Here is a 12,668-nt window from a genome sequence, read left to right on the forward strand (position 1 = left end):
AAGGGTTTTACTCAACTTTCAACACAACGCATTTTAATTTTACTGAACCCTCTTTTTTATAAATCCTTTGGTCAATGGCATAAAAAGAAGCTTGTCAGCAGTTCTTTTCAACCATCTTACGGGACTCTACTTCTGGACAGAATTTTCAAACTTTTTAGACATCCATAAAATAGAATCTGAAAGAATTGATTGAGGCAATTAATAGTAAGATTTTGTCAAAATGTAGACAAAGTTTATTCTTTTTTATGACTGTTGTATTTTTACTATAGTCAGCTAAAGTGAATCTATATATGATACGTATCGATATTTATTTACAGAAATAAATATAGGAGAAAAACTATGAATATCAGATATTTTTTCATAGCGGGGGCAATCACAAGTGGTTTAGCTCTTGCAATTCAAAAATCTGATCGTATAGTCAATCAACAGCCCTCTCCTATTGTTGCTCCTTATACTGTCAAAAAAACACATTTAGAGTTTTTAAAACAAGTAAAGAGCCCTTCGGATACATTGAATATACTGAGAATAAGCGCTAGAACTGCATCAGAACAAGCATCAATAAATAATATATATGAAAAAGGTAGAAATTTATTCAATGCCTTCGTGAGCTTTTTAGGCTCACTTGTTATATATTTCATACAGTTAATTGCTGCAAGAGTATAAGATACAAAAAGTTATTATAATAGAATTGTATATATTACAAAATTAAATAAAAAGGCCCTTTTAAAATGGGGCCTTTTTTAATTTTATTTTGATTGTGTTTTTATTTTTACTGGCCTCATATTAGCCCTTTAATAGCCTCATATTAGCCCTCAACAATAGCACTTTATTTAATTTTCTCCACATCTTGAATGATGAAAACTCTAAGATTTCAGGCTCTACTTCAAGCTCTCATCTCCATACTGCTAAGCTCTGGTTCCCATATTGCTTTAATCAATATGCTCTCCAATCCCTCTGTTCTTCTGGTCAATTCCACTCTATTTCAAGAAAATTACCCTGTGAACCACTTCATACGCTCACTTTCAAGCCTCAGTGAAGCAACTTAAAAACACAAAAACACGCTCAAATTTTCATACCAACATCCCCACGCCGCAAAGGACTTGCCTTTTGTTATAATCACTCTCTTCTGAAGCGCTCTCTCTTTCGTAAGGAAAGAAATTTCTCAACTTGTATCAATCTGTCAAAAAATGCAGTTTTTCTTACACCGGTTTTGCCTAAAACACGCTTCAATCACCATACTTCAAAGGATAGTATTTGCATAAGCACGAATAGTATTTGCATAAGCACTATGGGAAAATCTTTTGCTAAAATATTCATCACACATTTTCAAAAAAACACCAGAATGTAATAAAATATTACCCTATCTGAAATGATCGTGTTTTACGAAATCAATAAGGATGTATTTTGTTCTTTAAGCAGAATATTTTCTCATCTCCAGCGTGCTTTTTTCACATCATGAAGCGCATTTTCTTGAATCAAAGAATAGACTTTAAAAAAACAAGAAAAAGACAAACTGACCATCACTCATTCACTCCTCTTCTCGAGAATCAAATTATTTTCAGCTTATTTTTTTAAACTTTGCGGTTTTTCTTGATTTTTTGCGCCCTTTTATTTTGCTTTGATGTAAAAGCGTCTCACTCATGGTGCTTACCCTTTTTCAACAAGAATGCTTTGTCTAAAATCAGAAGTCTAAGTCTAAAATCAGAAGCGTTTCTCCACCAAAAGCGTAGGACACTAATCAATTTTTATATCCATAAATGCAGGTTCACCATCTTTAATATAAGTAATATCGGGAGAATATTTTACGCCTTCTGCTTCCAAGACGCATGGCTCATCACTTACAACATATCCTTGTTCCCTTAATTCTTGTTTTTTCTCCTCGACTAAATTTTTATGCAAAGCGCGTTTTTCATTGCACAAATCAGGGGCTCTCATTCTGAAAATCTGATAGCCATCCACAACGATGGAGCACATTTTTGCAGCCTGTTCCAACACATCATAACTGAATTTTCCAGCCTTTTTCACCTCTTGCGCCATCACCATCGCGCGTTCCAAATGGATTTTTTCAATGGTTTCATCAAAGCCAAGCTTCTCTCCTGCCGTAAAACGTTCATCATAAGAAGCTAAAATCTCCACATCCCCCAGCAAAGCTAGAGCGGCAAGATGGAGCAAAGCATAAGGAGCTGCTTTTTCATCATCATAATCCGTTGACCATGATAAAGAGTCTTTTTCCCAAGGTGGAATACGATATTGAGAACAAAGTATTTTATGCAAACAATCATCTTTCATTGCCCATTTTAAAGTTTTGTCTAGGGCTTTCTTTAAACGTGCGACGCTCACTTTTTCTTCAAAAATTTCCAATCCATTGGGCACAAAATTGATAAATACCGTTGGAAAAACCCTAAGAATATGAGGATTAATCGTATAACAAGCGGCCGCAAAAATACCGCTCACAATTAAAAGCCCGCGATCAAACGGCGAAAATTCTTCCACTTGTTCCTCGTCATAGAGAAACTTCACTTCGCGATCGGGTAAAAAGAACGTTGCCAAATAATCTCCCAGTCTATCGATTTCCACGGACCACCCCAAGCTTTTTAAAAGCGTTGTTGCACTTTCTATCATGAGAATTTCATCATCATCATAATCGACAGGGAACTTTTGTTCCTTTAGTTGTTCATTGAGTTTTTCCTTTAGTTTCAAACGCCTCTTCTGTATCACGGCTTCATCTTTCCAAAACTGCTGAAGTGCGAGATCATTTTCTTTAAGCACGCGTTCCAGCTCACCTTTTACTTGGACATTCATTTTCATCCGTTTAAAGACAGAGGTATAAAGAGCCAAAACAAGCATGATAATGATTATGGAAACAGCAACAACCACCCAGAATATGGGATCTAAGACACGGACGACGATAGGATCAATGCTCATTTTTCGCCCTCACTATTTACACAACCCGTGCGGCAGAGAGCTTATTTGCTCTCGCTCAAAGAGTGCTTCTTCTAGTTTTTGAATATTTTCTTGTAATTCACACGTCACCTTAGTACGAAGCCGTGACATAATCGGAATCAATAAAAGGGCACAGACGATTATGATGCCCGTTGTTTTCAGGATAACGGTATGCACAACATATTGCCACCCTATCAGCTGCCAATTGAAGATCTCTGGTATTTCTAGCATCACTCTCCAGATAACAATGATAACCGCAATAGCGAAGATAATTTTATAATCCTTTGCTGAAAGCAACGCTTGCTGAAACGAAAAAGAATGCGCTCTTTTATACATTTCTTGCTCTGATACCCAATTTTGCTCCTGCATTTATTCCCTCTCACTCTTTGAAAAAAACCATACGGTAGAGAGCTTATTTGCTCTCGCACAAAAATTGTTTTTTCTCGTTTATGGATCTTTCTTTCCAATTGATGCATTATGACGCATGCAAAATCCCAATATTACTGGAATCAAAAAAAAAGTGCACAGACCGTTACAGCTTGCGTCATGACAAAAATCATAAGAAATAACAATATTCGTGGTACCTTGCCTCCTTATCTTCCTCCTCCCTCAAAAAGTCCAAGATTTTCAAAGCACACCAATCTGTAAACGATCGTCATAATTTAGCTTTTTCTTATTCCTAAAAAATTCCCCTGTTTTCAAGAAAATGCTCCACCATCCACCCCGCCATAAGGTTCACTTCCAAGCCCCCAATAAGGCAAACTTAGTAAGGCAAAGAACCACTGTCCTCTAACCTAGCAAAGAACCACTGTCCTCTAACCTATCTTAAAAAAACACTCTTTGACCTTCCTTCCGCTCAAACGATGAAAAAAATCCCCATTTATCACTCTAGGCTTTAGGACCCCACACCGCCTTTAAACAAGGACGCTCTACAATTCAAGCTTTTTCTTCCCAAAAAGTCCACCCTCAACACTGCTCCCTAGAGCAAGGTTTTAGGACAAAACCATAAAGAGCATCAAAACATCTTAGAAGCAAAATATTATAGAGAGCAAACCCCATCCATGCTGAATTTCTCATCATTTCTTCAACCATTTTTCCCCTTCGCTCATGATTTTCAAACGCTGTATCCTCTTCTTTTACACGCTTTTTCGTTCTTGTTTTAAACAGTAATATTTTCTCACCAACTTAAAGACACCATAATAAAGTTCCAAAATCGTTATGAGAAAACACGCAATCCAAAGTGTCACGCATAGAAGCCCGCTCACAAATACCATGACAAGAATATCATCCACTTTCCCTCTATCACCCTTTTGATACCGATCCTTTTGGTGACAGGTTTCTTCTCCCCGTTGCTGGTGTATTGCTTGTACTTTCCAAGTATTTTTCTTCAATAAACGCTACAATATTATATAAGACATTGATTTATAATGATTATTCACTTTTTATATATTGAATAAGCGTCTTAAATAACGTAAGATTCTCTCATTCCAAACCTGTTTATGTTGAATCAATTAAAATCATGTCTCTTGCACATCACAAGCGGGATGAGTGTGTAGATCAAACTGTATAAGAAAGGACTAAAAATGGCTTTTCATGAACGCTCTCAAGTGTCAAGGGGTCGTTCACAACATTGGAGGCAGGCAAATATTAAGTAGAGTATCAACATAACCGAGATCAGGCCAACAACACACACGGCTATCACTTCCCAAAGCGAAGAAAGAGCAAAAAAAGCGGGCTCCTGCCCGCTCTATTAAGTTTCTCTCTTTTAAGTTTTCCTCTATTAAGTTTTCCTCTGTTAAGTTTCCCTCTGTTAAGTTTTCCTCTGTTAAGTTTCCCTCTTTTAAGCTTCCCTCTGTTAAGTTTTCCTCTGTTAAGTTTCCCTCTTTTAAACTTCCCTCTTTTAAGCTTCTTTGTGTCAAGGATGAGAGAAAGACAATCCTGTTCCACAGCTCAATGAAATTGGGACCATGCTTCATGAGGGTGGGCTTGTATCCCTTGAGGAGAAGGATGCACTCGAGTGAAGGCTGCGCGCATCCTCAATCATGAGTGAGAGGAAGCAAAGAACAACACACTTTTGCACAGACAAAAACGTTTGCTTAAAAAAATCACGCAGTCCGTTATAAAATGTTGAATTTTCCCCCTTCATTGCTCTTCCCTTTTCTCAAATGCATTTCTTTTCTCACACCCGCTCTTTTAATCTTTTCTAACACTGGCTCTTTTAAGCACCATGAAAAGTGCAATGCATAGCTTTTGGCTTGTTTTCTCGTCAATCCCCCCAAATTTCCTAAAAACGCTATTACTCCTAGGTGATAAGAGTATTTTCCTCATCACCAACGACAACGGACTTCTCCCCCTCAGACTTCTTCCCTCCTCTTTTTTTGATGATTTTGCAACCATTCGCTCTTCTTGTGTCACGAGAACGGCTGAACATGGCTTCTTCCCGCTCATGATCACTGTACCAGCGTTCTGTTAGGCCTTTTTTTTTACGCATTTCAATTGCCTTTTCACGCGACAATACATTCTCACACGCTTAAAGACAAAATAATAAAATTCCAGAATAAGCATGACAACAGCAGCCGTAAAAAACACTTCAAACAAAAGGATGAAGCAAAGGAATACGATAAAAAAACGGCTTATTTTTTCTCTATCGTTTTTTGGCAGATTATTTTGTTGGTTGGTTGTTTTCCCCCGTTTCTGGATAACTTCTTCCAACTGCTGAATCTTTTTTTTCAATAAATACGTTAAGATGAGATAAAACACCAAGAGAACAGGCATCAAAGCAAACACACAGATCGTGATGACTTCACGAAGCACAAAGAGTGCCAAAAGAGTGCTATCCTGCGCTACAGTCAACGACCATTTAAATTTTAACGGGATTGAAGATGCGCTATACCCGATCCCTATCAGGATAGAAATAAGACAAATAATGCTATGATCTTTATAAGAAAGAAATGACTCTTTAAGAGCAAAAGAGCTTGGGTTTCGGCTCCACGTTGAATTTTTCCCCTTCATTTGCTCTTCCTTTTTAGACAAGGTCTTGTCTTTACTTTGTATACTTGCCCTCGACTTTTATGAGGACACGAATAATCTCTCAAGTACAATCCAGTATCGTCAAACAGAATGCTTCACAATACCTTGTATTGCATATTTTGGTTGCCAATCCTTCAATGCCATCAATTCACGCTCTCCTCCCCATCTTTCCCACAACTTCCATGCTCTTGATAAAGCCCACACCCTCAGCTTTACAGTTCTACGCTTTTACGATTCTATTTATTTACAGAAAAGAGCAGAGATCTGATAACCATCCCAAGCTCATTGCCCAAACCTATTGATTGGTATCACCCCTCTTCAAACAGATGCCAGAATAATTTGCGATAAGAAAAACCGTATCCCCCTCAAAACCATAAAATAATGGCATGATCTAAAATGATACCGCCCCTCACAAAGAGCACGATACAAGCTTTTTTAGCGTTGCATCTCATTGCCACGCTGCATCGTGAGCTTATGGTAAAGAGCGTTGAATAGAAAAGCAAATAGCACCGCACATGTCCACCATCTTCGTTATTTTTTCAGCGCCCATCACACCCTCCTCAAACCGCATGCTCCACACACGACTTGCCCATCCCCCAATTTCCCCCCACGCCATTGCAACCGTTCCCACCCCCGTACCGTATCCAATCCTTCAATGCCATCAATTCACGTTCTTGTTTTAAGGAACCATCTTCTCAATACTTCCAAAGCAATGCGCTTCATGGCCATTTCATGAGAGTGCCCTTGAGCCCACCCCCATAGCCCCTAGGAGCATCCATGCCCCCCCATGAATAATAGTAAGGGTAACGCCCTCATGAATATATCCCCCTCAATAAAGAGTATCATCCGGTGCTATCATATCCACCCCCTGCCATACCGTCTGCCATAACCGTACCCAGCATCATCAACAGTCGTCCCCTACCTCCACAACAACTTTTATCCCTTAATAAAAATTCATAAGAAGCATTTTTATTCTTTATCTCAATCGTTTTCGTCCCCCCACTGGTGACATACAAGAAAGTGACTTTAATCGTTTCAATTGAAGAAAGTTTGAAAGAGAAAAATCTTATAACGCATTCCAATTAAAAAGGATCATTGATCATTCAACATATGACTCTCTATTTCATTGTTCATTGGGGAATCTCGCAAGCCAATAGTTTAAGAGTATGATTCATCAATACCCATCTAAGACAGCCGCTATTTCTGAGATAGAACGTTTTAACATTAACCAAAGCACAAATATTCTCTTCCAAGTTTGAGGTGTTATTTTTTCAACGATACTGTTAAAGTCAATTGATTCGATAACTATGCGATACAATCACAATGGCTCTTTATAGACAGCATAACGACATGCATCATTTTTTTTTACAATTCTTAAATAAGCCTTGCGTAAGATTTATTGTGAAAAAAGGAAAAGCTTTTGAATATAGTGTTGGGATCTGTGTGTATCAACCTTCCTTAACAAGAATGTTAGCCCGTTATTTAGCAGATTGCCTGATGAAGCGTGGTGCATCACTTTATCGGGTTGATTTCCTGACCCCGCCTTGCCAATGACAGATCCAGATTATCATCACCAAATAGAAACTAATCCAAGTGCTGCGGTACGACAGTTTATAAAAGCCATCGCAGCCGCTCATAGTATTATTCTCACAAGTCCTCTTTATCAAGGATCTTATTTAGGTGTTTTAAAAAATACTCTTGATAATTTAACCCATAATGCTTTTTTAAATAAACCTGTTGGGCTTATCCCTCATGGAATCACCACCAAAAGATGTGCACAACCATGTGAGCATTTATTGCCGGTGATGCGCACGCTTTATGGTTATGCACTCCAATGTCATGTCGCTTTTTCCAATGAAGATTTTTCCTCGAATGACGAAGGTCGTACTTGGAAAGTTATCAGCAAAGAGATACAAATACATTGTGAACGGCTTGCTGATGAAATGTGCACATTTTTACAGCAAAGAGAGAGCGTTTAAAGTAAAGAGGGAGGGGACATGAAAAAAAAGGATAAGCAATATCGTTATTTAGTCGTAGGTGGTACGGGGATGCTTGCTCCTTTGTATCAATCACTAGAACCACAAGAGGTCATTATTGCGGCACGTTTTTTTTCTCATAAAACCCAGCTTGAAGCATTGCAAAATAAACATCTGTGCGTCCCCTTGAATTATGATTGTGCAGCATCACAGGCACAATTTTTAGAAGCTGTGAAACAATGGCATGGTCTAAAATATTGCATATTATGGATTCATTCACCTGCCCATGCATTTTCTTGTGCGTTAATTGAACAGTTAGCTCTTTTACCTCACCCCCCGTGTATTCTTCATATTTTTGGTTCCAACATTTATGATCAAATGATTGTTGAATGCGCGCGTAAAAACAAGATTGATTTCATCTCCATTCAATTAGGACAAAAAGCAACATCAAAAGGTTTTCGATGGCTAACCCATCATGAAATAAGCCAACAGGTATTGGATACCATAAAAGATCATATGAAAAAACACAGCTTGTAATTCAATCCCTGTTTTTAGCTTTTTTTTGACAAAGCACAAACCTGGTTTTACAGTTCTACGTTTTTACGATTTTGCTCATTTACAGAAAAGAGCAGAGATCTGATAACCATTCCAACACTATTGATCACCAGCCTTTCCTCCAATTCCCCCACCCCATTGCAACCTTTTCACCCCCGTGTCGTGTTCAAACCTTTATGCTTCCTTCACACTCTTTTCCCCACCATCCTTCCCACAACTACCATGTTCTTGATAAAGTCCCCTTAGCTTTACGTTTCCACATTTTTACGAATTTGCTCATTTACAGAAAACTGTAGAGAGCCAATAACGATCCCCATTGAAACCTCTTGATTGGCATCAGCCTCTTCAAACAAAAGTCAACGTGAAATGAAAAGAAACAATATACCCTCCGCATCTCGCCATGACATGAAGGCATAAAGGTTTGACACGGCACGGGGGTGGAAAAGTTGCAATGGTGTGGGGGAAATTGAGGGAAAGGTTGGTGATCAATAGTCTTGGAATGGTTATCAGATCTCTGCTCTTTTCTGTAAATAAGCAAAATTGTAAAAGCGTAGAAATGTAAAGTCAGGTGTATGCTTTATCAAGAGCATAGAGGTTGTGAGAAGGATGGTGGGGAAAAGAGGGCGTGAATGGAAGCTACATGAGCTTTTTCATTGCTGCTTTTAATTGCCGTGTAACCTTATAATACGAGATCAGACGCTTGATAAAAGAAATATACAGTGCCACAATGGGTATTGTTAAGAACAAATCAAAAATACCGACCAACAAAACCATTAAAACCACTGTGAATGCAGCCGCCATCCCGTAATGCATTTTATTTTCTTCCTTTTATAAATTAATTGATTGGGGTGATTTAGTCACTTCTTCCAATTGCTGAATCTTCTTGTTGAGCCGACAGGTTAAAATTTCACGAAGGACGATAATAACAGGAACTGTTGCCAAAATACATGTCCATAAAAGAACAAAGAGCCAAAAGAAAGTGGTAAGATAGATAAATCTCTTCTCATCTGCCACAAAGTTCATTCCTTTATAAAAAGTCACATAGGCACAAACTTTGAAAACCATAATGATGGCATAAACTTTGAAAACCATAATGATGAGAGAGAGAGGCATTTGTGAATGACATAATCTTTATCTGAAAAAGCGAGCCATTTTGTAAACGAATAGAAACTTATTTTTGTATCCAGTGCTAAATTTTGCTGCACAATTTCTTTTAGGCTTTTTTTAGAGAAACAAAAATGCTGCGGCTGTTCCTTCATCAAGCGTCTTTATTTTTTCACTCTGAAATAGAGCCTCAAACGCTTGATTAAACAATAATAAGGCGCCACAATAATCATATTGACAAAAATGGCAAAAACCGTCACGGCCTCGAGCAAAAAAAGTCGAAACAACAGAAAAACAATAAAAATCACGACTTCATTCTTCATGGCGATCGTCTTACCGATTGATCTTTAGAAGCTTTGTTTCTTTTTCCAGTTTTTGCCTTATTTTTCTCAATTTTCGCTCTTTAAAACTGCGCAACCCCCAAAGGATCGGAAGAGGTGTGAGAAGACAAAACCAAATCAACACCGGTAAGAGAAAAATAAGAGAACCAATCCCCTCCCATCTTTCCCACTGCAACGGCTGTACGAAAGACTTTGCATCCGCAGGAACTTTTAAAGCCATCATGATAAGATATGCCCAAAACATGATGGAAAAGGACTTCCCTATCATTTTACATCTTTTCCCCCCTTTACGGCTTTCTCCTAAAAAGATCCTAAATTTCTTAAATGAAAAGAAAGACTCTTCAAATGTTGCGTTTTTCTCCTGCATTGATCCCCTCTGCTTTTCTCATTTTTACGCGCCATTTTAATTAAATATTAAGCTTTTTTACTGTATCTAAACTCTTTATTTTTCTCAATAATTTTTTTCATCAATCCCAATTTTTACATCCATATATTTTAATTTTCCATCCTTCATGTAAAGAATATGGGGACGAGCATTTTTTCCATCAATTTCACAAACCGTGTCTTTTTCGTAAACAGTATATCCTTGTTGCCTTAATTCTTGTCGTTTCTCCTCGATCAAATTTTCGTAAATAAAGCGCCTTCTATTGCACAAATCTGGATCTGTAGCTCTAAAATATTCATAACTCTCCACCTCTAGGGAATAGGTCTTTGCCGCCTGTTGAAGCAAATCATAACTGGGTTGCTTTGTCTTTTCTACCGCCTTAGCGATCACCATCGCGTGTGCCAAGTGCTCTTCTTTGATGCTTGTTTCAAAGCCCAGCCTTTCACCTTCCATAAAGCTTTTGTGATAAGCGTGTAAAGTTTCAACATCTCCCAGCAAAGCCAGGGCTGCAAGATAGCGCAGCGAATAAGGCGTCAATTGAGGGACCACAATTTTATTTTCCCAAGGAAGAGTGCAATATTGAGTACGAAGCATGTTGCCAAGATCAACATCGTCCATTGCCTTTTCTAAGGCTGTCTCAAGGGCACGGCGTAAACGCTTTGCGCTTACCTTTTCTTCAAAAATTTCTAATCCCTTCACATCAAAACGCAATTCCAGAGCCATTAAGCCTCCAGAATTATAAGGGTCGATCGTTTGGCAAGCCGCCGCATGAATACCTGATACTACCGCAATTGCACAATCAAATTGCGGATACCCCTTCTTAGCATGATAAAGAAACTGTACTTCACGATCTGGTAAAAAGAAGGTCGCCAAATGATCGCCTTTTCCTTCAATTTCTACCCTCCACCCCAAACTCTTTAAAAGTGCTGTTGCACTTCCCATCGTTAGAATATCCTCATCAGAAAGAGAAAACGCGTTCGAAACATTTTCTTCAAATGACAGCTTCATCATCGGTGTTTCTCCACTGGGCTACTCAAAAGCGATAGGATATTCAAGCACGCGCCTTAATTCTTTTGTCACTTGGCAATACAGTCTCACCCGCTTGAAAGCAGAATAATATAATGCCCAAATAAACATCATGGCCACAGCAGAAAGCAGCGTGAAGATTGTCACCCCCACACCCCATGAAAATACGATAATGATATCTTTCATTTTCCCCTCCCCTTTATGTGCTTTTTGTCGATACGTAGGGAGCAGCTATCCGCTTCCAGATTGCCTGGTCCAACTGATCGATCTTTTTTTTCAACAAACGTGTAAAGATGATACGGACCACAAAGGCAACAGGAATGAACACAAAAATAAACCCTGCTATCAACTGCGTGACGAAAAAGAAAGAAACCAAAATAGTCACTTCCCACTCTGTCAGCTTCCACCCAAGCAGCAATGATCCCCAAAAAACCGTTCTAACAGCAGCAAAAATAAAAGTAATGCAAAAAATAACTTTATAATTTTTACGTGTCAGAAATGCTTCTTCAAGCGAAAAAGACCATCGTTTCCTTAGTTCCCTATCCAATGCTGCATTTTGTTCATCGCTCCTCATTTTTTGCCCCTCATTTGTCTAAAACTTTAAGCCATTTGTATGAATCGAAGCTTTTGTCCTTCCCAATGAATTCAATTCTCACGATCAATCGCCTGTTCAATCAATCACTTGTTCAATCAATCTACTTGGTCGTGTCCCATCTTTTATGCGAGAGAGCATCTTTTCCCTTGCCTTTAAATATCACTACCGATAGAAGCGCGCTTATAATGCATAAATATCAGTATTCATTTTGCTCCTCTCCCTCACGCGCTTATTTTGTTAATAAATGGTTTTTCTTCGCTACCCGATTACTTGCTCCAACTGATCGATCTTTTTTTTCAACAAACGTGTAAAGATGATACGGACCATAAAGGCAACAGGGATCAATAAAAAAAGAAGCGCTGACATAAAACCCAATATTAATGTGAGAATGAATAGGATATAATGCCACCACCCTGTCAAATCCCACTCAAATAACAGTACAAGTGCTATCATAAAGGCCTCAATAATAAAAGTAATGCAAAAGATAACTTTATAATTTTTGCGTGTCAGAAACGTTTCTTCAAGCGAAAAAAACCGTGGTTCTTTATCCGATATTGCATTTCCCCCATTATCCCTCATTTTTTATCCCTCATTTGTCTAAAACTTTAAGCCATTTGTATGAATCGACGCCTTTGTCCTTCCCAATGAATTCAATTCTCACGAGCAACCGCTTGTGCAATCAACCGCTTGTGCAATCAACCGCTTGTGCAATC

General features: G+C 38.4%; 15 protein-coding genes. 3 read left to right on the forward strand and 12 right to left on the reverse strand.

All coding sequences use genetic code 11. The features are described from left to right. The first annotated feature begins 339 nt into the window (after positions 1 to 339). A complete protein-coding gene (locus tag BN338_RS01405; protein WP_039758313.1) occupies positions 340 to 663 on the forward strand; it encodes a hypothetical protein in 324 nt (107 codons plus the stop codon). Between the two features lie 1,071 nt (positions 664 to 1,734). Here BN338_RS01405 and BN338_RS01410 read toward each other — a convergent pair. The 6 genes from BN338_RS01410 to BN338_RS11565 all read right to left on the reverse strand — a co-directional run bounded on the left by BN338_RS01410 (position 1,735) and on the right by BN338_RS11565 (position 6,589). After that, positions 1,735 to 2,925, reverse strand: a complete 1,191-nt coding sequence (locus tag BN338_RS01410) for a DUF6990 domain-containing protein (protein WP_039758316.1) — start codon at positions 2,923 to 2,925, stop codon at positions 1,735 to 1,737. Between the two features lie 12 nt (positions 2,926 to 2,937). Beyond that, positions 2,938 to 3,312, reverse strand: a complete 375-nt coding sequence (locus tag BN338_RS01415) for a hypothetical protein (protein ID WP_039758318.1) — start codon at positions 3,310 to 3,312, stop codon at positions 2,938 to 2,940. 1,253 nt (positions 3,313 to 4,565) lie between these two features. After that, complete coding sequence (locus BN338_RS01425) at positions 4,566 to 4,919, reverse strand: pentapeptide repeat-containing protein (RefSeq protein WP_039758319.1); 354 nt, start codon at positions 4,917 to 4,919, stop codon at positions 4,566 to 4,568. Positions 4,920 to 5,245: 326 nt separating this feature from the next. Then, positions 5,246 to 5,434 (reverse strand): hypothetical protein, encoded by a 189-nt coding sequence (locus tag BN338_RS01430; RefSeq protein WP_039758320.1) that lies wholly within the window; start codon positions 5,432 to 5,434, stop codon positions 5,246 to 5,248. Beyond that, on the reverse strand, positions 5,413 to 5,955 hold the full coding sequence (locus BN338_RS01435; RefSeq protein WP_039758322.1) for a hypothetical protein: 543 nt from the start codon (positions 5,953 to 5,955) through the stop codon (positions 5,413 to 5,415). The genes BN338_RS01430 and BN338_RS01435 overlap by 22 nt, the downstream gene beginning before the upstream one ends. A gap of 490 nt (positions 5,956 to 6,445) precedes the next feature. Next, positions 6,446 to 6,589, reverse strand: coding sequence for a hypothetical protein (locus BN338_RS11565; RefSeq protein ID WP_156809224.1), 144 nt, complete (start codon positions 6,587 to 6,589; stop codon positions 6,446 to 6,448). Positions 6,590 to 7,523: 934 nt separating this feature from the next. On the opposite strand from BN338_RS11565, the gene BN338_RS01445 reads away from it, so the two are divergent. After that, positions 7,524 to 7,952 carry an NADPH-dependent FMN reductase gene (locus tag BN338_RS01445; protein WP_244427580.1) on the forward strand — a complete coding sequence of 143 codons (429 nt, stop codon included), beginning with the start codon at positions 7,524 to 7,526 and terminating at the stop codon, positions 7,950 to 7,952. 18 nt (positions 7,953 to 7,970) lie between these two features. Further along, on the forward strand, positions 7,971 to 8,486 hold the full coding sequence (locus BN338_RS01450; RefSeq protein WP_039758326.1) for a Rossmann-fold NAD(P)-binding domain-containing protein: 516 nt from the start codon (positions 7,971 to 7,973) through the stop codon (positions 8,484 to 8,486). Positions 8,487 to 9,332: 846 nt separating this feature from the next. Here the strand turns inward: BN338_RS01450 and BN338_RS10990 are convergent. The 6 genes from BN338_RS10990 to BN338_RS01475 all read right to left on the reverse strand — a co-directional run bounded on the left by BN338_RS10990 (position 9,333) and on the right by BN338_RS01475 (position 12,534). After that, complete coding sequence (locus BN338_RS10990) at positions 9,333 to 9,518, reverse strand: hypothetical protein (RefSeq protein ID WP_156809225.1); 186 nt, start codon at positions 9,516 to 9,518, stop codon at positions 9,333 to 9,335. A 423-nt stretch (positions 9,519 to 9,941) separates the two neighbouring features. Next, positions 9,942 to 10,217: a hypothetical protein gene (locus BN338_RS01460; RefSeq protein ID WP_244427581.1), complete on the reverse strand. Its 276-nt coding sequence runs from the start codon at positions 10,215 to 10,217 to the stop codon at positions 9,942 to 9,944. A gap of 183 nt (positions 10,218 to 10,400) precedes the next feature. After that, positions 10,401 to 11,345: a DUF6990 domain-containing protein gene (locus BN338_RS01465; protein ID WP_244427582.1), complete on the reverse strand. Its 945-nt coding sequence runs from the start codon at positions 11,343 to 11,345 to the stop codon at positions 10,401 to 10,403. 18 nt (positions 11,346 to 11,363) lie between these two features. After that, a complete protein-coding gene (locus tag BN338_RS12930) occupies positions 11,364 to 11,546 on the reverse strand; it encodes a hypothetical protein (RefSeq protein WP_244427583.1) in 183 nt (60 codons plus the stop codon). Between the two features lie 13 nt (positions 11,547 to 11,559). Continuing rightward, on the reverse strand, positions 11,560 to 11,934 hold the full coding sequence (locus BN338_RS01470) for a hypothetical protein (protein ID WP_039758330.1): 375 nt from the start codon (positions 11,932 to 11,934) through the stop codon (positions 11,560 to 11,562). A 279-nt stretch (positions 11,935 to 12,213) separates the two neighbouring features. After that, on the reverse strand, positions 12,214 to 12,534 hold the full coding sequence (locus tag BN338_RS01475; protein ID WP_039758332.1) for a hypothetical protein: 321 nt from the start codon (positions 12,532 to 12,534) through the stop codon (positions 12,214 to 12,216). Positions 12,535 to 12,668 lie beyond the last annotated feature (134 nt).

This window comes from Bartonella queenslandensis AUST/NH15 (genome assembly GCF_000312585.1).
GTDB lineage: Bacteria > Pseudomonadota > Alphaproteobacteria > Rhizobiales > Rhizobiaceae > Bartonella > Bartonella queenslandensis_A.

Coding starts and splice junctions, on each gene's coding strand:
- BN338_RS01415 (WP_039758318.1), bottom strand. CDS start 3,312: ATGCAGGAGCAAAATTGGGTATCAGAGCAAGAAATGTATAAAAGAGCG.
- BN338_RS01460 (WP_244427581.1), bottom strand. CDS start 10,217: ATGATAGGGAAGTCCTTTTCCATCATGTTTTGGGCATATCTTATCATG.
- BN338_RS01410 (WP_039758316.1), bottom strand. CDS start 2,925: ATGAGCATTGATCCTATCGTCGTCCGTGTCTTAGATCCCATATTCTGG.
- BN338_RS01465 (WP_244427582.1), bottom strand. CDS start 11,345: ATGATGAAGCTGTCATTTGAAGAAAATGTTTCGAACGCGTTTTCTCTT.
- BN338_RS01475 (WP_039758332.1), bottom strand. CDS start 12,534: ATGAGGGATAATGGGGGAAATGCAATATCGGATAAAGAACCACGGTTT.
- BN338_RS01445 (WP_244427580.1), top strand. CDS start 7,524: ATGACAGATCCAGATTATCATCACCAAATAGAAACTAATCCAAGTGCT.
- BN338_RS01435 (WP_039758322.1), bottom strand. CDS start 5,955: ATGAAGGGGAAAAATTCAACGTGGAGCCGAAACCCAAGCTCTTTTGCT.
- BN338_RS01405 (WP_039758313.1), top strand. CDS start 340: ATGAATATCAGATATTTTTTCATAGCGGGGGCAATCACAAGTGGTTTA.
- BN338_RS01430 (WP_039758320.1), bottom strand. CDS start 5,434: ATGCGTAAAAAAAAAGGCCTAACAGAACGCTGGTACAGTGATCATGAG.
- BN338_RS11565 (WP_156809224.1), bottom strand. CDS start 6,589: ATGGCGTGGGGGGAAATTGGGGGATGGGCAAGTCGTGTGTGGAGCATG.
- BN338_RS01470 (WP_039758330.1), bottom strand. CDS start 11,934: ATGAGGAGCGATGAACAAAATGCAGCATTGGATAGGGAACTAAGGAAA.
- BN338_RS01425 (WP_039758319.1), bottom strand. CDS start 4,919: ATGAAGCATGGTCCCAATTTCATTGAGCTGTGGAACAGGATTGTCTTT.
- BN338_RS12930 (WP_244427583.1), bottom strand. CDS start 11,546: ATGAAAGATATCATTATCGTATTTTCATGGGGTGTGGGGGTGACAATC.
- BN338_RS01450 (WP_039758326.1), top strand. CDS start 7,971: ATGAAAAAAAAGGATAAGCAATATCGTTATTTAGTCGTAGGTGGTACG.